This window comes from Pseudomonas bijieensis, from assembly GCF_013347965.1.
Taxonomy (GTDB): Bacteria; Pseudomonadota; Gammaproteobacteria; order Pseudomonadales; family Pseudomonadaceae; genus Aquipseudomonas; species Aquipseudomonas bijieensis.
This window is the reverse complement of sequence record NZ_CP048810.1, coordinates 1,487,833-1,506,157: the sequence shown is the minus strand read 5'-3', so window position 1 is coordinate 1,506,157 and position 18,325 is coordinate 1,487,833. Positions and strand designations below refer to the sequence as shown.

The 18,325-nt window shown below is 61.1% G+C and carries 19 protein-coding genes; 8 read left to right on the top strand and 11 right to left on the bottom strand.

Features of this window, described 5'->3' with window-relative positions; translation table 11 throughout:
- Positions 1 to 4 precede the first annotated feature (4 nt).
- Positions 5 to 1,105 carry a DNA alkylation repair protein gene (locus tag GN234_RS06290; RefSeq protein ID WP_176688092.1) on the bottom strand — a complete coding sequence of 367 codons (1,101 nt, stop codon included), beginning with the start codon at positions 1,103 to 1,105 and terminating at the stop codon, positions 5 to 7.
- Positions 1,106 to 1,394: 289 nt separating this feature from the next.
- Here GN234_RS06290 and GN234_RS06285 point away from each other — a divergent pair, with 289 nt between their 5' ends.
- On the top strand, positions 1,395 to 1,703 hold the full coding sequence (locus GN234_RS06285; RefSeq protein ID WP_109755169.1) for an RcnB family protein: 309 nt from the start codon (positions 1,395 to 1,397) through the stop codon (positions 1,701 to 1,703).
- A gap of 3 nt (positions 1,704 to 1,706) precedes the next feature.
- Here GN234_RS06285 and GN234_RS06280 read toward each other — a convergent pair whose 3' ends face one another.
- Both GN234_RS06280 and GN234_RS06275 read right to left on the bottom strand, forming a co-directional pair.
- The gene (locus GN234_RS06280; RefSeq protein WP_109755168.1) at positions 1,707 to 2,030 is read right to left on the bottom strand and encodes a protealysin inhibitor emfourin; all 324 of its coding nucleotides are present in this window, start codon (positions 2,028 to 2,030) and stop codon (positions 1,707 to 1,709) included.
- A complete protein-coding gene (locus tag GN234_RS06275; protein WP_109755167.1) occupies positions 2,030 to 3,091 on the bottom strand; it encodes a M4 family metallopeptidase in 1,062 nt (353 codons plus the stop codon). Before GN234_RS06275 ends, GN234_RS06280 begins: the two co-directional genes overlap by 1 nt.
- A 145-nt stretch (positions 3,092 to 3,236) precedes the next feature.
- Between GN234_RS06275 and GN234_RS06270 the strand changes: the two genes are divergently transcribed.
- Entirely contained in the window at positions 3,237 to 3,578 is a 342-nt protein-coding gene (locus tag GN234_RS06270) for an FKBP-type peptidyl-prolyl cis-trans isomerase (RefSeq protein ID WP_003182897.1), read from the top strand.
- Between the two features lie 59 nt (positions 3,579 to 3,637).
- Positions 3,638 to 4,393: an ArsR/SmtB family transcription factor gene (locus tag GN234_RS06265; protein ID WP_163854098.1), complete on the top strand. Its 756-nt coding sequence runs from the start codon at positions 3,638 to 3,640 to the stop codon at positions 4,391 to 4,393.
- Positions 4,394 to 4,521: 128 nt separating this feature from the next.
- Here GN234_RS06265 and GN234_RS06260 read toward each other — a convergent pair whose 3' ends face one another.
- The gene (locus GN234_RS06260; protein ID WP_109755165.1) at positions 4,522 to 5,316 is read right to left on the bottom strand and encodes an AraC family transcriptional regulator; all 795 of its coding nucleotides are present in this window, start codon (positions 5,314 to 5,316) and stop codon (positions 4,522 to 4,524) included.
- 108 nt (positions 5,317 to 5,424) lie between these two features.
- Here GN234_RS06260 and GN234_RS06255 point away from each other — a divergent pair, with 108 nt between their 5' ends.
- The 3 genes from GN234_RS06255 (at position 5,425) to GN234_RS06245 (ending at position 7,869) form a co-directional block, all read left to right on the top strand.
- The gene (locus GN234_RS06255) at positions 5,425 to 6,354 is read left to right on the top strand and encodes a DMT family transporter (protein ID WP_109755164.1); all 930 of its coding nucleotides are present in this window, start codon (positions 5,425 to 5,427) and stop codon (positions 6,352 to 6,354) included.
- A 153-nt stretch (positions 6,355 to 6,507) separates the two neighbouring features.
- Positions 6,508 to 7,047 carry a kinase inhibitor gene (locus tag GN234_RS06250; protein ID WP_109755163.1) on the top strand — a complete coding sequence of 180 codons (540 nt, stop codon included), beginning with the start codon at positions 6,508 to 6,510 and terminating at the stop codon, positions 7,045 to 7,047.
- Between the two features lie 3 nt (positions 7,048 to 7,050).
- Positions 7,051 to 7,869, top strand: coding sequence for a helix-turn-helix transcriptional regulator (locus GN234_RS06245; RefSeq protein ID WP_109755162.1), 819 nt, complete (start codon positions 7,051 to 7,053; stop codon positions 7,867 to 7,869).
- A gap of 104 nt (positions 7,870 to 7,973) precedes the next feature.
- Here the strand turns inward: GN234_RS06245 and GN234_RS06240 are convergent, their stop codons facing one another.
- The 7 genes from GN234_RS06240 to GN234_RS06210 form a co-directional block, all read right to left on the bottom strand.
- On the bottom strand, positions 7,974 to 8,570 hold the full coding sequence (locus GN234_RS06240) for a sarcosine oxidase subunit gamma (protein WP_109755161.1): 597 nt from the start codon (positions 8,568 to 8,570) through the stop codon (positions 7,974 to 7,976).
- Between the two features lie 3 nt (positions 8,571 to 8,573).
- Positions 8,574 to 11,471: a 2Fe-2S iron-sulfur cluster-binding protein gene (locus tag GN234_RS06235; protein ID WP_176688091.1), complete on the bottom strand. Its 2,898-nt coding sequence runs from the start codon at positions 11,469 to 11,471 to the stop codon at positions 8,574 to 8,576.
- The gene (locus GN234_RS06230) at positions 11,468 to 11,770 is read right to left on the bottom strand and encodes a sarcosine oxidase subunit delta (RefSeq protein ID WP_109755159.1); all 303 of its coding nucleotides are present in this window, start codon (positions 11,768 to 11,770) and stop codon (positions 11,468 to 11,470) included. Before GN234_RS06230 ends, GN234_RS06235 begins: the two co-directional genes overlap by 4 nt.
- Positions 11,771 to 11,783: 13 nt before the next feature.
- Positions 11,784 to 13,025 carry an FAD-dependent oxidoreductase gene (locus GN234_RS06225; RefSeq protein WP_109755158.1) on the bottom strand — a complete coding sequence of 414 codons (1,242 nt, stop codon included), beginning with the start codon at positions 13,023 to 13,025 and terminating at the stop codon, positions 11,784 to 11,786.
- Positions 13,007 to 13,912, bottom strand: coding sequence for a bifunctional methylenetetrahydrofolate dehydrogenase/methenyltetrahydrofolate cyclohydrolase FolD (folD, locus tag GN234_RS06220; RefSeq protein ID WP_176688090.1), 906 nt, complete (start codon positions 13,910 to 13,912; stop codon positions 13,007 to 13,009). The genes GN234_RS06225 and folD overlap by 19 nt, the downstream gene beginning before the upstream one ends.
- Positions 13,909 to 14,775, bottom strand: coding sequence for a formyltetrahydrofolate deformylase (gene purU / locus GN234_RS06215; RefSeq protein ID WP_176688089.1), 867 nt, complete (start codon positions 14,773 to 14,775; stop codon positions 13,909 to 13,911). The genes folD and purU overlap by 4 nt, the downstream gene beginning before the upstream one ends.
- A gap of 349 nt (positions 14,776 to 15,124) precedes the next feature.
- Positions 15,125 to 15,730 carry a helix-turn-helix domain-containing protein gene (locus GN234_RS06210; RefSeq protein ID WP_109755155.1) on the bottom strand — a complete coding sequence of 202 codons (606 nt, stop codon included), beginning with the start codon at positions 15,728 to 15,730 and terminating at the stop codon, positions 15,125 to 15,127.
- Between the two features lie 275 nt (positions 15,731 to 16,005).
- Here GN234_RS06210 and glnT point away from each other — a divergent pair, with 275 nt between their 5' ends.
- Both glnT and GN234_RS06200 read left to right on the top strand, forming a co-directional pair.
- Positions 16,006 to 17,340 carry a type III glutamate--ammonia ligase gene (gene glnT / locus GN234_RS06205; RefSeq protein ID WP_176688088.1) on the top strand — a complete coding sequence of 445 codons (1,335 nt, stop codon included), beginning with the start codon at positions 16,006 to 16,008 and terminating at the stop codon, positions 17,338 to 17,340.
- 72 nt (positions 17,341 to 17,412) lie between these two features.
- Positions 17,413 to 18,318, top strand: a complete 906-nt coding sequence (locus tag GN234_RS06200) for a class II glutamine amidotransferase (RefSeq protein WP_109755153.1) — start codon at positions 17,413 to 17,415, stop codon at positions 18,316 to 18,318.
- Positions 18,319 to 18,325: the final 7 nt, after the last annotated feature.

Sequence of the window (18,325 nt, the reverse complement as noted above, 5' to 3'; positions counted from 1 at the left end):
ACCCTCAGGGGACGATATCGAACGCCGTGCTACCCATTCGCTCGCCGTTGACCAGCAGGTGCACGGCATGCCGGCCCGCGTAATGCTTGCGGGTGGTCAGCTCGCGAATGTGTTGGGAGCGACTGAGGTTGACGCAGCCCCGGGCGGGCAGGTCGAAGGTCTTGAGCTTGAAGACTTTGGCCGAGGTGCCGCCCGAGGCTTTCACGTAGTCGACGGCGTAGTCGATCACCAGGCGCTGGCTCTGTTCAAGGGTTGATTGCACCTTGAAGGACAGCGTGACCTGTTCCCCCAAGCGAATCACCGCAGGCGTCACCTGCAAATCCAGTACCTGGACCTGCGCCTTGCCGCCCACCCCGATGATGCCCAGTGCCCTGAGGTTGCCTTGTTTGATCAGGCTACGCAGGGCATGTCGGGCGATCCACGCCGTATGGCGGTCTTGCAGAGGCCAGCCTTCGATCCGGTCCAGCACCCAGTCCGGATGCTGCTTGGTGACGTCGTTGAGGTGGTTGGCCACCGATTTGCGTACATAAAGGCTGTCGTCGGCCTTGAGCGTGTCGAGGATCGTGGCGGTGAGGTCAGGGTTGGCCTGGATCGGCTCCAGGTGAAACGACCATGGCAAGCGTGGCCGGCTGCCTTCGCTGGCCAGGCGACGTACGTGCTCGTTGGCGTCCAGCGCCCAGCCGTGCATGACCTTGAGGGTGCGTTCCAAGTCGTCGCGCAGGAAGTGCCGCACGGCGAACTCCGAGGAGCCGAACCGGGTGAAATACTTGAGTGCGTCCAACGACACGTCGAAGCGATGCCGGCCGTAAGACGCTACGTAGTGAGGCAGGAACATACTGACGAACATGCTGTTCAGGCGCGGGGCCACGGCGCGCAACACCTCCAGCGACGCTTCATAATCGAGGGGCAGCACCGCATGCAGGCATTCACTGACTCGGGCCATGCGCTGCATCACCGACAATTGGGCCAGCCCGTCGTTGGCCATGTGCAAGAACGCCTTGGCGTCGAATGCCGGATACACCGCTCGCATTTCGCCGGCGATGTGCTCCAGGCGGGCGCTGTTGAAGATTTCCTTGAGGGCAGGGGAGGAGGTGGTGGTGCTCATAGAGAGGGCGTCCGGCGAGTGTTGTAGTTCCAGGCTCGTCACTATGCCATGCGCGACCCGTGGCGAGGGAGCTTGCTCCCGCTCGGCTGCGCAGCAGTCGTAAACCCGGTGAGAGCCATATCACTGGATGACCGCGTCGCCTGGATTGGGGCTGCTGCGCAGCCCAGCGGGAGCAAGCTCCTCGCCACGGGGGATGGCGGGCTCCCAGCTTCAGTCGTTGCAGTAAAGGGAATGATTCGCCGCCCGCGAAGTCCCAGCTTCAGTCCCTTGAATAACTGGAGTTTTTTCTATGCGCAAACCCACCCTGATCGCCAGTCTGGTCCTGATCGCCGGCCTCGGAGCCCTTGGGCCTGTTGCGCAGGCGGTCGAGAAAACCGGAGACGCCCTGGAGCATTCGCCGAGCAATGGCCGTCGGCTGGTGGAGAATGACCGGGTACCGGCGGACTACCAGCGCGCGGACAGAGCCATGAAAGACTGGAAACAGAAAAAACTCGAGCAGCCGACAAAAGAGCAGCAATGGGTGCAGATCGACGACAAGTACCTGCTGATCGAAACCGTGTCCGGCGCCATCGTCAAGATCGTTCCGGCCACACGTTAAATCTCAGAGCACTTCGCCTTTGTCCCAAAGGTGAACGAGTTCGCCGGGTGCCTGGTCCTCGGGCACCTGCAGCACCATTTCGTCGTCCTGGTCGTTGGCGCGATAGCGCACCTCGATCTGGAAAAACCGCTGGTCGCCGCGCCCAGGCGTGGAGGAGGTCAGCGGCAGGCAGCCCTCCAGCACCGAGCAGATACGTATGCGCTGGTCGAGGTCGCACTGGGCGAACTCGATTTCCCGTGGTCGGGTCAGCGCGTGGATGGCGGCCACGCCGCCCTGGCGGGACAGCCGTACCACGGCCTTGTCGTCGAGGTCTGGAAGGGTTTTCATCAGCTCTCCTGTGTCAGGTCGACGCCAACCTGGGCCCAGCCGTTCTGCACCGCTTGTACTTCCCGCGTGCCGAAGCGCTGGCGGGCATGCTCGACGGTCAAGCGGGCGAAGGTACTGAAGGACGCGTCGTTGGGCAGTCTTCTGTCGCACAAGGTTTCATACCAGATCCGGCCGGCCTTTTCCCAGGCAAATCCGCCCAGCGTGGTCGCCACCAGATAAAAGGCCCGGTTGGGGATGCCGGAGTTGATGTGCACGCCGCCGTTGTCTTCACGGGTAATGACGAATTCGCGCATGTGTGACGGTTGCGGGTCTTTGCCCAGCAACGGATCGTCGTAGGCGCTACCGGGGTTGGACATGCTGCGCAGGCCGTCGCCGTTGATCTTGTCGGTGAGCAGGTCGGCGCCGATCAGCCAGTCGGCCTGGTCGGCGGTCTGTTCGAGCACGAACTGCTTGACCAGCACACCGAACACATCGGAGATGGATTCGTTTAGCGCCCCGGACTGGTTGGCGTAGATCAACCCGGCCTCGCTTTCGGTGACGCCATGGGCCAACTCGTGGGCGACCACGTCCAGGGAGCGGGTGAAACGCTGGAAAATTTCGCCATCGCCGTCGCCGAATACCATCTGCGCGCCGTTCCAGAAGGCGTTTTCATAGCCTTGGCCATAATGCACGCTGCCCACCAGGGCAAAGCCCTTGTTGTCGATGGAGTCGCGCCCCAGGATTTTCCAGAAAAAATCATAGGTGGCACCGAGGGCATCGTAGGCTTCGTCCACGGCCGGGTCACCACTGGCCTGTTGGCCTTCCAGGCGTACCGGCTGGCCGGGCAGCTCCATGGTGTTTTGAGCGTCATGCACGCTGCGCTGTGGGTGTCCGGCCTTGCCGGGCTTGGGCAGCGCCGCGGCGACGGGCGGGGTGCTGGGCGGACCGGGGTTGTGCCGCAGGCTGCGCACGTGGGTCAAGGTGCCGAGGGCGCTGGAGCGTTGCTGTTCGGAGCCGTGGGCGATGATGCGATTGAGAATGTAGGGAGGAATGAAACCGTGGAGCGGGCGAGAGTCGATCATCAGAAAATCCTTATCTGAAATGCAGGGTCGATACCCATGTGAACCGAAGAGTCCTTCGCGGTTCCCTGCTGCATGGCAGACAACGTTTGCCATGCGTCCTGATTTCTGCGAAAAACCCGCGCCTGGATCACAAGAGCGATACGCCATGAACGAAGAACTGCAAATTATTGACCTGGAACAGGGCGACGGAAAAAGCGTAGTCAAAGGTGCGCTGATTACCACCCAATATCGCGGCACCCTTGAAGACGGCACCGAATTCGACTCGTCCTACAGCCGCGGCAAACCTTTCCAGTGTGTGATCGGCACCGGTCGCGTCATCAAGGGCTGGGACCTGGGCCTGATGGGTATGAAAGTCGGTGGCAAGCGCAAGCTGCTGGTACCGGCGCACCTGGCCTACGGTGAACGATCCATGGGCGCTCACATCAAGCCCAATGCCAACCTCATCTTTGAAATCGAGTTGCTGGAAGTCCTGACCCGAGACGATTGAAAGGCTCTGTTGCTACTATCTCCAGTCGATGCATGGCTTGATTCGTCGAGGAGCGAAATATGAACGCAGAGCAGCATGATCTGGGCGTGTCCCAGGTGGCCGCGGCCATTGCCGAGCCGGCCCGCACCCGAATGCTGTGTGCACTGATGGACGGCCATGCCCGCACCAGTACCGAGTTGGCGAGCATCGCCGAGGTCAGCGCCTCGACTGCCAGTGCCCATCTGGCGAAACTCAAGCAAATGGTCTTGGTGCGCCTGCACGTCCAGGGCCGTCATCGTTACTACAGCCTCGCGGACCCGCGCGTCGCCCAGGCACTGGAGGCGTTGATGGTGATCGGCCAGGGCGCCACGCCGACCTTCACGCCGCGTACACCGGATCGCCTGCAATTCGCCCGCACCTGCTACGACCACATGGCCGGCACCTTGGCGGTGCGCCTGCATGACCGGATGATCGAGGCCGGGTGGCTGGTGGCGTTGGAGGGCGAGGGCTATCGATTGAGTGAATCCGGCGAGGCGCTATTCGAGGGATTGGGCGTCGATGTCCAGCACCTCGCCACGCAACGCCGCCGATTCGCCTGTCCCTGCCTGGACTGGAGCATGCGCCGCCCGCACCTGGGCGGAGCCTTGGGCGCAGCGTTGCTGCAAGTGGCGATCAAGCGCAAATGGGTGATCCAGGACCTGGACAGCCGGGCGCTGGGGTTGACGGCCAGTGGCCGCAGGGAGATGGCGGGGCGGTTTGGGATCAGTGCCGAAATCGAGGTCAAACCCACTGGCGCCATCGCGAGCAGGCTCGCTCCCACAGTGGATCTGCGGTGAATTCAATATCCATGAACATCCCAGAATCCCTGTGGGAGCGAGCCTGCGGTGAGCGCAAAACTCATGGACACCCAAGACCCCCTGTGGGAGCGAGCCTGCTCGCGATAGCAATCCCAGCACCACCCTCGTCATCCAGGCATGTGCCTGCGCCGATACTCATCCGGTGTGGTGCCCATCATCTTGCGAAACATGCTGATGAATGCCGAGGCGCTGCTGTAGCCCAGGTCCAGGCCGATGGTTTCCACGCTCTGACCACGTTCGAGCAGGGCCAGGGCTTCGATGACTCTCAGGCGCTGGCGCCATTCCACCAGTGACATGCCCAGGTCCCGTTGCGCCCGGCGCATCAACGTGCGTTCGGTGGTGTTGGCGGCGCGGGCCAGTTGCGGCAAGGAACGCGGATCGCTGGGGTTCGCCTCCAAGGCCCGCAGCACGGGGCCCAGCAGTGGATCATCCGAGGACGGCAGGTAGCTGCCGGCATGGGGCGCCCGCGCCAGCTTGTCCACCAGCACCTGCAACAAACGCTGCTGTTCGGGCGTCTGTGGCTGGCTTGGCGGGTCGCTGCGCAGTTCTTCCAGCAACGCGCGAATCAGCGGGCTCAAGGTCAGCGCACAGGGCACGGCAGGCAGTGCGTCGCACAGTTCGGCGGCCAGGTACAACGAACAATGGCAGGCCTCATGCCGATTGAACCCCACGTGTTCCATGTCCGGTGGCAGCCAGATGCCGTACTGCGGTGGCGCCAGGTAATGATGCTGGGCGATCTCGATTTCCATCACCCCGCTGTAGGAGTAGACGAACTCACCCCAGGCATGCCTGTGCCGGGGGTAAGTCGCATGGGCCGGCATGCAGGCGCTGCGAAAGAAAATCGGCGAGGGCAGGGCTGCGTCGAACGGAGGAATCTTCAGATGTTGGGCTGGAGGCTGCATATCGACCGCAATGGCGGATTACCGGGATGGCTTGTCGGGTAATCACTATATCCAGCAAAGGTGTCAGGCAGACAATCCTTTCATCTATTTCTGCCCAAGGATCTTCCCATGACCACCCGCCGCGCCCTGGATGGCCAGGTCTGCGCCCTGATGACTGGCCTCTGTGCCATCTGGGGTTTCCAGCAAGTCGCAATCAAGGCCGGCGCCGCCGACATGGCGCCGATGCTGCAACTGGGTGTGCGCTCGGCCATCGCGGCGGTACTGGTCTGGCTCTTGGTGTTGGCCCGGGGTGAGCGCCTGTCTCTGACCGATGGCAGTTGGCGCCCAGGCATGCTGGTTGGGTTGTTGTTCGCCCTGGAGTTCGTGATGGTAGGCGAAGGCCTGCGTCATACGACGGCTTCACACATGGTGATTTTCCTGTACACCGCACCGATGTTCGCCGCCCTCGGCTTGCACTGGAAACTGCCGAGCGAACGCCTCAAGCCGGCGCAATGGCTCGGCATTGCCGTTGCATTCGCGGGGATCGTGGTTGCCTTCAGTGGAGGGGCGGGTGCGGCGAGCAGCAGCTCATTGCTCGGTGACGGCATGGGCTTGTTGGCTGGCGCGCTGTGGGGCGCAACCACGGTGACGGTGCGTTGTTCGCGGTTGACGAATCTGCCCGCCAGTCAGACGCTGCTGTATCAATTGATCGGCGCCGGGCTGCTGCTGATCGGCATGTCGGCAGCTCTGGGGCAAACGACGATCAACCCTACGCCGCAACTCATCGCCAGCATGGCATTCCAGGTGTTGCTGGTGTCCTTCGCCAGCTTCCTGATCTGGTTCTCCCTGCTGCGCCGCTACCTCGCTTCGCAACTGGGGGTGCTGTCGTTCATGACGCCGTTGTTCGGCATTGGCTTTGGCGTCTGGCTGCTGGACGAACCGCTGGAGCCGAACTTCATCGTGGGTGCGACGCTGGTGCTGGGCGGTATCGCCTTGGTCAGTGGCTACGGGTGGTTTCGCCAGCGCTGGGGGCGATGGGTCGTAATGCGCCAAGGTTAGCCCAACGAGCGCGCAAAAGCCTACCTGTGCCGGCCATTCGTTGCTGCTCTATAGCGGTGCGAGCGTTTCGGCACAATGATCGAGCATTTCGGCACAGTAATCATTCTGCGCGCTCTCTAGACTCGTGCTTCACACCGATTCAATGAGGTCACGATGAACACCAGAATAATTCTATCCGTATTGTCCATGGGCGTTGTCCTCGCTGGACACGCTGCCGACTTCTCGCTGACGAGCCAAGACATTGCTGAAAACCGCCCGTTGACCAGTCGCGAGGTGTTCCAGGGGTTCGGTTGTGAAGGGGGGAATACTTCGCCCGAGCTTTCCTGGAGCAATGCCCCGGCGGGTACTAAAAGTTATGCTGTCACCGTCTACGATCCCGATGCTCCGACCGGCAGTGGCTGGTGGCATTGGACGGTGGTCAACCTGCCGGCTTCAACCAAGAGTTTGCCAAGAGGGGTCGGTTCGAACCTGCCTGCCGGTGCGGTACAAGGGCGAACCGATTATGGTCAACCGGGATTTGGTGGGGCTTGCCCACCTGTAGGGGATAAGCCACATCGCTATCAATTCACCGTATGGGCGTTGAAAGTCGATAAGCTGCCCCTCGATAACCAGGCCAGTGGTGCATTGGTGGGCTACATGCTCAATGCCAACGCCTTGGCCAAAGCGACCATCACTTCAACTTACGGACGTTAAACGATGCACCCAAGTATTGGCACGCAGCACCGGGAGAGCGTCGTCGATGCGTGTGTCATACGGGCGCGACAGCCCCATACATTGCAGCGGGTGTCGATATTCGCGACCACCTTGTGTCGGGTACGCCAAGGGGAAAAACTGCTGCAATGGGATGACCGGGAGATGCGTGTCGGGCCGCGACATCTGATACTGATGCCGGCCGGACACGAACTGGGTATCTCAAATTTTCCTGGTCCTCAAGGTGACTACATCGCCGATGCAGTGACCTTTCCCAGTTCGATACTGCGTAATTTCAACCTCCGCTATCGACAGCAGATCGTCAGCCGCCACAGAACGCTGAACACAGATCTGTGTGTCCCGCTGGACAGGCACACCACACAGGCATGGGATCAGTTATTGGCCGCCATCAATGCGGGCGCCCCGGATGCATTGCGCACACACTACGGGGAGGCGGTTCTTCTGAGCCTGGGTCTCGGCGGTTTGGCCGGACCTCTGCTGATGGATCGCAACGATCCACTGTGCGAGCGCGTGCAGCAGTTGGTAATGAGCAGCCCGGAGAGCGACTGGACGGTGGCTGGCGTCGCCCAACACCTGAACCTGGGGGAGTCGACGTTGCGCCGCCAACTGGCTAATGAGGGGGACAGTTTCAGGAATATTCTGGAAAGCGTTCGACTGGCAATGGCGTTGCAATGGTTGCAAACCACGTCTCGTTCCATCGGTGAAATTGCCGGCGCCAGCGGCTACGCTTCGGCCTCGCGTTTTGCAGTGCGCTTTCGCTCACACTACGGCCTGTCGCCACGGGAATTGCGGGCGGTGATTTAGGTGGTTGGGTGAGAGGGCCGCGGTCCTTTTGTCGCGTCATTCTGGAAACCCCTCTGTCCTGGAGGGGGCAGTAAGCTTCCAGTTCGTCTTGTTTCTGCCTGGCGTCAGACTGTCGTTCCATCCGTTGCCTGCCCGGAAAACTCCTCCATCGCGTCCAGCAAAGCCTCCCGGAAATACGCTTTCGACGCCCGATCACACAGAATGTGCAAACTCGCCTGCTGCGCGGTACTGGAGTTGATCACGATCACATTGATGCGGGCCGCCGAAGTCTGTGCCACCGCCCCCGGATCGAACGCCTGCGGGCTCAGATCGACCCCACAGAGCTTGGCCATCACTTCGCTCAGGTGCTCTCCGGTCAGTTGGAAACAGGCATGACTGTCCTGACGAGGCAGCAGATAGTTGGCTTGGTGATCGAGTTCCCAACGGGCTTCTTCGTCGGCAATGCGCTGGCCTTGGTCTTCGAGGCTGCCCAGCAACAGATATTCGGTCTGCGACAGGCGCGCCACTTGGCTACCATCGGTCTGGACCTCGGCGCGATTAGGGGCGTGCGGCAGAATGAAATGGCGACCTTGCAAGTACGCGGCACTGTGAGCACCACGAAAACCCACCCGAGGCAGGTCAGTTAAGTCCGCCAGCGTGCACGTGGGCAACGGCACGAGAGCCTGTTGCCCGCCGGTGTGTTGTTCTTTCAGACTGGTCATGGCTCAAAGCTCCTGGCGTTGGTTGTCGGGATCAAAGAAGGGCAACTGCACCACCTCGGCCTGGACGACGATGCCGCCTTCGACCCGGATCGGGATGCGTTGCCCCGGGATGCTTTGGTCGATGCCGGCGTAGGCCAGGCCAATGATCTTGCCGAGGGTGGCGGAATATTCGCAGGACGTGACATTCCCACTGATGTCCGGCCCGTTGAGCACCAGATGTCCTTCAAGTGGTTGCGGGCTGTTCTTCGGTAGGCTGAAGCCCACCAGTTTGCGTTTCAGCGGCTGGGCTTCGAGGATGTCCACCGAGCGCCGGCCGACGAAGAACGGCTTGCTGCGGCTGACCGCCCAGCCCATGTCGATTTCCGCCGGATGGGTCATGCCGTCGGTGTCCTGGCTGATGATCACGTGGCCTTTTTCCAGGCGCAGCAGGCGCTGGGTTTCGACGCCGAAGGGGCGGATGTCATGGGCCTTGCCAGCCTCCATCAGCGCGTCCCAGAGCATGAGCCCGTGGCGCGCCGGTACATGGATTTCATAGCCCAGCTCGCCGACAAAACCCACTCGCAGCAAACGGGCCTTGATGCCGGCCACGGTGCCCTGGCGCACGCCCAGATAAGGAAACGCTTCGGCGCTCAGGTCCAGGTCGGTGCAGACCTGTTCCAGTACCTTGCGCGAATCGGGTCCGGCGACGTTGACCGCGCAGATGGCCGCGGTGACGTTGGCGACATCCACGTCGAGGCGCCATTGCGCGTTCCACTTGAGCATTTGCTGATAGATCCGGTCGACGCCACTGGTGGTGGCGGTGACGTAGAAATGGTTCTCGGCAAACCGCGCGCAGACACCGTCATCGATCACCACGCCGTGCTCGTTGGTCATCAGCGCATAGCGGGAGCGGCCGACCGGCTGTTTGAGGAAGGCAAAGGTGTACATGCGGTTGAGCAGCTCGGCGGCGTCCGGGCCACGTACATCGAGGCCGCCCAATGTCGAGACGTCGATGAGGCCGACCTTGTTGCGCACATGCAGGGCTTCGGCCTGCATGCAGGCCTCACGCGCCTTGGCATCACCGTAGTAGGCCGGACGTTGCCAGATGCCGGCGGGCATCATTTTCGCCCCGGCTTGCAGGTGACGGGCATGCATCGGTGTTTGTCGGTAGGGATCGAATGCGCGACCGGCGACATGCGCCAGCTTCTCGGCCACAAACGGCGGTCGCGCCGTGGTCACACCGGTTTCGCTGATGTTGCGTTGCGTGGCCCACGCCACCAGCCGGGCGGTCGGCAGCGCCGAGTGACGCCCCTGAGACGGTCCCATGCCGACGGTGGAGTAGCGCTTGACCAGTTGCACATCGCGATAGCCGATGCGGGTGGCGTTGACGATGTCGGCCACTTGCAGATCCTCGTCGAAGTCGACGAAGTCCTTGCCTTTGGGGTGCGGGAAGATGGGCCAATTGAAATTGACCCGAGCCTCACCAGTCAATGGCACGCGTTGCGTGCTGACGGTCAGGCCTAGCGCGGAGGCGGCTTCGGCACCGGCATTCACACCATCGGCAATCACGTTATCCAGATGGTGCCGGCCGTTGACCGAGCCGGCGACATTCAGATTCCTTGGCAGGCCGCTGAGCGTGAACTCGGCCCGTTGATCGTCGTAGGCCAGTTTGCCACCGGCCTGGCACAGCAGTTGATAGACCGGCATATAGCCGGCGGACATGCACAGTAAATCGCACGCCAGATGTTGCCCACTCTCGGCGACCTGGCCTTGTGCGGTGATCTGGCGCACGTCGACACCGTTGATATGGCGCATGCCTTTCTCGTGCTGGGCTTCATAGACGGTGCTGTTGCCCTGATGGTTGATCTTGCGTTGCGCCAGTGCGCGCAGCAGGGCTTCGTCCGAAGGCCCTTGGCGCAGGTCCACTACAGCGACGACCTCCACGCCCTGGTCATGCAGATCAAGTGCAGCGAGGTAGCCATCGTCGTTGCCCGTCAGCACCACGGCGCGGTTACCCGGCTTGACCGCGTACAGCTTCATCAGCCGTTGTGCAGCGCTGGTCAGCATCACACCCGGCAGGTCGTTGTTGCGAAAGATCACCGGTTGATCGAACGCGCCGCTGCACACCAGGCACTGGCGAGCGCGGACCTTGTACAGGCGTTTGCCCTGGATCACCGGCAGGTAGTTATCGGTGAACCAGGCGTTGCACGTGGCTTCGGTGAGGATCTGGATATTGGCGTGCTGCTCGACCGCCGCGAGCAGTTCGCGGCGCAGGTTTTCAGCCTTGTTGCCGTCGATGTCGAAGCGGGCATAGGTCAGCGACCCGCCGAGAACCGGCTGTTGCTCGATGAGCAACACCTTGGCTCCGGCGTTGGCGGCGGTCAGGGCGGCGTGCAGCCCGGCGGGACCTGCACCGATGACGGCGACGTCGGTAAACAGGTAGGCCTTGTCGTAGTAATCCGGCTGGAACTTCAGGTCGAGTACACCGAGGCCGGCCTTCTTGCGAATGATCGGTTCCCAGACTTTCCACATGCCCTTGGGCTTGTAGAACGAGCGGTAGTAGAAACCCACCGGCATGAATTTGGAGAACTTGCCCAGGTAGGCGTCGCGGTCGTTATCCAGCGAGCCGCTGACGTTCTGCGCCGTCACCTGCAAACCCGCGGACAGCGCGTGAGCATCGGCCAGCACATTGGGTTCCTGGGGCAGTTGTACCAGGCTGTTGGCGTCCTGGCCGGCCATGGTCAGCGGGCCGCGTGGGCGATGGTATTTGAACGAGCGGGAGATCAGGAAACGCCCGTTGGACAACAGGGCACTGGCGATGCTGTCGCCTTGCAAGCCTTGGTAGCGCTGCCCGTCGAAACTGAAATCCAGCGGCTGATTACGGTCGATCAACAAGCCCATGGGGGCGGGTAGGCGATTCATCCTGCGATCTCCTTGGCAGCGGCGTTGAATTCGACACGGGTGCTGAAGAGTTCCTTGGGATCGAAGGTCCGCAGGATTTCGTCGGTGACGGTATGCCGCTCGGCGAGAAACCAGTAGCTGGAGGGGGTGTGCATCCACCATTCACGCACCACGCCGGCGAGGTTGTCGGTGTTGAACACGTAGTCCGCCCATTCGCCGTCGCTGCACGTGACGGGGTCGGGCATGGGTTTGAATTCGCCGCCATAGGTGAACTCGCTGATATTGCGCGGCCCGTTGAGCGGGCAATTCATGATTTTCATAGTCTGCTCTGCGTCAGTGACTGGCCGCCGTGGCGCCCATTTCGTTGACTTGCTGGAAGGTCGAGAAACGTTCGAGGCCGAACGGTTTGATCAGCTCTGGCACCTTGCCGCCGCTGGCGACCAACTCGGCCATGGTCTTGCCGCAGATCGGCGTGGCCTTGAAGCCCCAGGTGCCCCAGCCCGCGTCGAGGTAGTAATTGTTCACCGGTGACAGGCCCATGATCGGGCTGTAGTCCGGGGTCATGTCGGTGATCCCGGCCCATTGGCGCATCAGCTTGGCGTTGGCCAGGAACGGGAACATCTCGATGGCATGGGCCAGCAGGCTTTCCTTCAAATCGAGCGTGGAACGGGTATTGAACAGCGGATAGGGGTCGGAGCCGCCGCCGAACACCACCTCGCCACGACTCGTTTGCTGCACATAGCAGTGCAAGGCAGAGGAACTCACCAGTGGATCGAGAAACGGCTTGAACGGCTGCGTGACCATCGCTTGCAGCGGGAAGGTCTGGATCGGCGAACGAATCCCGGCCTTGGCCATCAGCAACGAGCTGTGCCCGGCAATCGCCTGCACCGCGCAACCACACTTGATGGTGCCGCGGTTGGTCTTGACCGCGGTGAGGGTGCCGTTTTCGATGATCAGGTCCTGGACTTCGGTGAGCTGATGGATTTCCACGCCACGCTTGGCGGCTTGTTTGGCGTAACCCCAGGCCACAGCGTCGTGGCGGGCGGTGGCGCCGTCGATGTGCCACAGGCCGGCGAGTACCGGCAAGTGGCCGGGATCGAGGTTGAGACTGGGCACCAGTTCACGGATCTGCTGGCGGTCGATCATCTCGCTGCGGCCGCCGAAGTGCTTGTTGACTTCGGCGCGCTGGCGGAACGACCGCACCGTGGCGTCGGTGTGGGCCAGGGTCAGTTGGCCGCGCTCGGAGTACATGATGTTGAAATCGAATTCGTTGGACAGCGATTGGAACATCCGCACTGACTCGGCATAAAAGCGCACGCCTTCGCTGGTCAGGTAGTTGGAGCGGATCACCGCCGTGTTGCGCGCGGTATTGCCGCCGCCCAGGTAGGACTTCTCCAACACCGCGACGTTGGTGATGCCGTGGTACTTGGCCAGGTAGTACGCGATGGCCAGGCCGTGGCCACCGGCACCAATGATCACCACGTCATAGCTCGACTTGAGTTCGCGGGGTGGCGGCAAATCCACTTCCACCGGGTACTCCGAACTCAGCCCGTATTTCAATAGATTGAATGGCATAAGGCCTCCGATTGGCTGCGTTGGGCCTGGTGTTGTGCAAGGGCCGCGGTGACAGTGTTTTTCATCAGGAAGGCAATGGTCATCGGGCCGACACCACCGGGCACCGGGGTGATCGCCGCGACATGGGCCAGGGCGCTGTCGAAGTCGACGTCGCCCACCAGACGGCTGCGGCCATCGTCTTCGATGCGGTTAATGCCGACGTCGATCACCACGGCGCCAGGCTTGAGCCAACTGGCGTCGATCAACCGTGGGCGACCCACGGCGGCGATGACGATGTCCGCCTGCCGGCACAGCGCTTGCGGATCCGGGCTGCGCGAATGCAGGACGGTCACCGAGCAATCGGCCTGCAGCAACAGCGCGGCCATGGGTTTGCCGACGATGTTCGAGCGGCCGATCACTACTGCGTGCTTACCGCGCAGATCACCACAGGTTTGCTCCAGCAAATACAAACAACCACTGGGGGTGCAAGGTGCGAGTACCGTACGACCCTGGCTGAGGCCGCCGACGTTCTGACTGTGGAATCCGTCGACGTCCTTGTCCGGTGCGATTGCCTCCAGTGCCCGTAATTCATCGATATGAGCGGGCAGTGGCAGTTGCAGAAGAATGCCGTGGATCGAGTGATCGGCATTCAATCGGGCGATCAGAATGAGTAACTGTTCAGTGCTGGTATCCATGGGCAGCCGATGTTCCAGCGAGCGGATACCCACCTCTTCGGCGCGCAGGATCTTGTTGCGCACATAGACCTGGCTGGCTGGGTCGCTGCCCACCAGAATCACCGCCAGTGCCGGTTGAATGTCTTGCTCGCGCAGGCGCTCCACGTCCTTGCGGACCTGTACCAGCACGCGGGCGGCGGTGGCTTTGCCGTCGATCAGTTTGTGCGTGTTCACCGGAAGATCACCGTTCTGTCCTGATTGAGGAAAACCCGGTGCTCCAGGTGGTATTTGACTGCCTTGGACAGGGCCACGGTTTCGGTGTCACGGCCGGTGGCCACCAGGTCGTCAGGCAGGTAGACGTGGTCGACGCGCTGCACTTCCTGCTCAATGATCGGTCCCTCATCGAGGTCGCTGGTGACGTAATGGGCGGTGGCGCCAATCAGTTTCACCCCACGCTGGTAGGCCTGGTGATAGGGCTTGGCGCCTTTGAAGCCGGGGAGGAACGAATGGTGAATGTTGATCGCCCGGCCCGAGAGTTGCTTGCACAGGTCATCGGAGAGGATTTGCATGTAGCGCGCCAACACCACGAGCTCGGTGCCGGTGTCGTCGACGATCTTCATCAGTTCGGCTTCCTGCCGGGCCTTGGTCTCCTTGGTCACTGGCAGGTAAATGAAGCGAATGCCTTCGCGTTCGGCCATCGGGCGCAGGTCGAGGTGGTTGGAGACGATGGCAGTGATGGTCATGTCCATCTCGCCCTTGTGGTAGCGGTAGAGCAGGTCGGTCAGGCAGTGGTCGAACTTGCTGACCATCAGCAACACGCGCATCGGCTCGCGGGTGTCATGCAATTCCCAGGTCATGTCGAAGGCTTGGGCGACCTGGGCGAAACCGTCCTTGATCTGTTGCAGGTCGCCTGAGTGGCCGTCGTTGAAGCGAAACACCGCACGCATGAAAAAACGACCGCTGAAGTCGTCGTCGAATTGCGCCATCTCCCCGATGTAGCAACGGTTGTCCGCCAGATAGGTGGTGACGGCAGCGACGATGCCGGACACCGCAGGACAGGTGATCTTGATGATGAAATGGTTTTTTTCGTGTTGCATGACACGTCCTCGGGATGATGGCGGCAGCTCATCGCATAGCGAAAAAAATCATCAACGGGCGGCAGGCTCATTCATGAGCTTATTTTCTTGTTGGGAATAAAATATTCCTGAAATGGCTTTATAGGGGAGTGGAGGCTGGACGTCTAGAGGTTTGGGAAAGTTTTTTAACTGAGGGGAATTTTTTTGCGAGGGAAGGCGACTCGTTTCCGTCGGTCGAACGCGGTCAAAAATGTGGGAGCGGGCTGCTCGCGAATGCGCTCTGTCAGTTGATATAGATGACAACTGACACATCGCATTCGCGAGCAAGCCCGCTCCCACAGGTTGATCTTCATGCATCGGGAGGGAGGCGTTACTCTTTGTCGTTGCCGTAGTTCATGATCGACAAAAGGCGGATAGGCACCTGCACCAGTTGCTCGGGGCCGTGGGGGATTTCGCCTTCGAACGTCAGGCTGTCGCCGGCTTCCATGCGGTAAAGCTGATTGCCGTGACGATAGATCAGTTCGCCTTCGAGCAAGTGAAGGAATTCGGTGCCGGGGTGAGAGAAGGTCGGAAACTCCTCACTCGCGTCATCCATGCTGACCATATAGGCCTCGAAGCTTTTCTTCGGCCCGCGGGTATGGTTGAGCAGATGGTACGTATGGCCTTTCTCGGTGCCACGGCGCACCACTTCCATGCCCTGGTCAGCCTTGACCAGAAGCGCACTGCCATCTTGCTGGTCGTATTCGCTGAACAACTTGGACAGAGGCAGGCCGAGCACGTCGCACAGACGGCTCAGGGTGTCGAGGCTGGTGGACACCTGGGCGTTTTCGATCTTGCTCAACATGCCTTGGCTGATATCGGCAATCTTGGCCACGTCAGACAATTTCAGATCCTGGGCCTGGCGCTGGCGCTTGATCTGCAAGCCCAGGTATTGCTCAAGCTTGAGGCGCGGGGCGGTTTCGGTCGGCATAGTCATCAAATCCTGCACACTTTCCGTTCAGTAATATTAGTTTCGCACTGAGAAAGTGCAAATGGCGGCGTTCGGCTCGCGTCTGTCGAGCGATATTCCCACTGGGAAAAGAATTTTCCCATATATACAGCACAAAAACGCTTTTCTGGGAGCGACGGCGCTTCACTCGCGAATCTGGCAAGGGCCTTGCATTCCTATTGGGAAACTAACTTTCTTTTTAGGAATAAAAAGTCAGTCAAGGCCATCCACACTGTTTTGCCTTTCGCGAGGAGTGACGAGCAATGTTGCCAGCAGAAACCCAGCGCATCATCGACAAGCACGCAATCAAGTACGTGCTTGCGCAATTTGTGGATATCCACGGGGCGGCCAAAACCAAGTCGGTGCCTATCTGTGGGCTCAAGGCCGTGGCTGAAGAGGGGGCGGGTTTTGCCGGATTCGCGATCAGCGGCATGGGCATGGAGCCCCACGGGCCGGACTTCATGGCCCGCGGTGATTTGTCCACCCTGACCCCGGTGCCCTGGCAGCCGGGTTACGGGCGAGTGGTGTGCATCGGTCATGTCGACGGTAAGCCGCATCCGTATGACAGCCGTTATGTGTTGCAGCAACAAGTGCAGCGCCTGGCAGAAAAGGGTTGGACGCTCAACACCGGCCTGGAGCCCGAGTTCAACCTGATGCGCCGCGACGCACAGGGCAAACTGCAACTGGTGGACCCCAGCGACAACCTGGACAAGCCTTGTTATGACTACAAAGGCCTGTCGCGCTCCCGTGTTTTCCTGGAGCGGCTGACCGAAGCCTTGCAGGCAGTGGATTTCGAGGTCTATCAAATTGACCACGAAGACGCCAACGGCCAGTTCGAGATCAACTACACCTACAGCGACGCCATGACCTCGGCGGATCGCTTCACGTTTTTTCGCATGGCTGCCGGCGAAATCGCCAATGACCTGGGCATGATCTGCTCGTTCATGCCCAAGCCCGACCCGAAACGCGCCGGCAATGGCATGCATTTTCACCTGTCGATCAGCAGCGCCGAGAACAAGAACCTGTTCCATGATGCCAGCGACCCCAGCGGCATGGGCCTGTCGAAAATGGCTTATCACTTTGCCGCCGGCCTGCTGGCCCATGGCCCGGCGCTGTGTGCCTTCGCCGCGCCGACGGTCAACTCCTACAAGCGTCTGGTGGTCGGTAATTCGTTGTCCGGCGCGACCTGGGCGCCGGCCTTTATCGCCTTCGGCGCCAACAACCGTTCGGCCATGGTACGGGTGCCTTACGGCCGCCTGGAGTTCCGCCTGCCGGACGCCGGCTGCAATCCCTACCTGGTCAGCGCCGCGATCATCGCCGCCGGCCTGGATGGCATCGATCGCCAGTTGGAAATCGACCATGTCTGCAATGAGAACCTCTACAGCCTGAGCCTGGAACAGATCGCCGCGCGAGGCATCAAGACCCTGCCGCAATCGCTCAAGGAAGCCTGTGACGCCCTGGAAGCCGACCTGCTGTTCGCTGAGGTGCTGGGCCCGCAGATCGTAGGTGAGTTCATCAAGCTCAAGCGCATGGAATGGGTGGAATACAGCCGCCATGTCTCCGACTGGGAGATCCAGCGCTACACCGAATTTTTCTGACCCAGTGTTTTGACAACCATTCGGGCACCCGGCACGGCGTCGAGTGTTCACTGCCTCCGAAGGAGACTTGATATGTGTGGGATCGTAGGTCTTTACCTGAAAAATCCGCAGCTGGAGTCCCAGCTCGGCAAGCTCTTCGAACCAATGTTGCAGGCCATGACCGATCGTGGTCCGGACAGTGCCGGCTTCGCCATTTATGGCGATGAGGTGGCCGACGGCTGGATCAAGCTGACCCTGCAGGCGACCACCGACGGTTTCGACTGGAAAACCCTGATGGGTGAGCTGGAAGGGCGCCTTGGCTGCTCGCTGGACTGGTTCCAGAACGCCAGCGCTGCCGTGCTCAAGGTCAATGCCGAAGAGACGGCGGTACGTCTGGCCCTCGCCGAACTGGCGCCAAACGTGCGCATCATGAGCGCTGGCCAGAGCATCGAAATCCTCAAGGGAATGGGCTTGCCCCAGGAAATTTCCCAACGCTTCGGCCTGGCCGGCATGAAGGGCAGCCACATCATCGGCCACACCCGCATGGCCACTGAAAGCGCGGTGACCATGGAAGGCAGTCACCCGTTCTCTACTGGCGCTGACCTGTGCCTGGTGCACAACGGCTCGCTGTCCAATCACTTCCGCCTGCGTCAGGAACTCAAGCGCGAAGGCATTCACTTCGAGACCGACAACGACACCGAAGTGGCCGCCGGCTACCTGACCTGGCGCCTGCAGCAGGGCGACTCATTGAAAGAAGCGCTGGATCATTCGCTGGAGGATCTGGACGGTTTCTTCACCTTCGCCATCGGCACCCGCAACGGTTTTGCCGTAATCCGCGACCCGATTGCCTGCAAGCCGGCGATCCTCGCCGAGACCGACGATTACGTCGCCATGGCCTCCGAGTATCAGGCCCTGTCGAGCCTGCCGGGTATCGAGCATGCCAAGGTCTGGGAGCCGGTACCGGCCACTATGTACATCTGGGAACGCGAGTCAGCTTAAGGGGCGC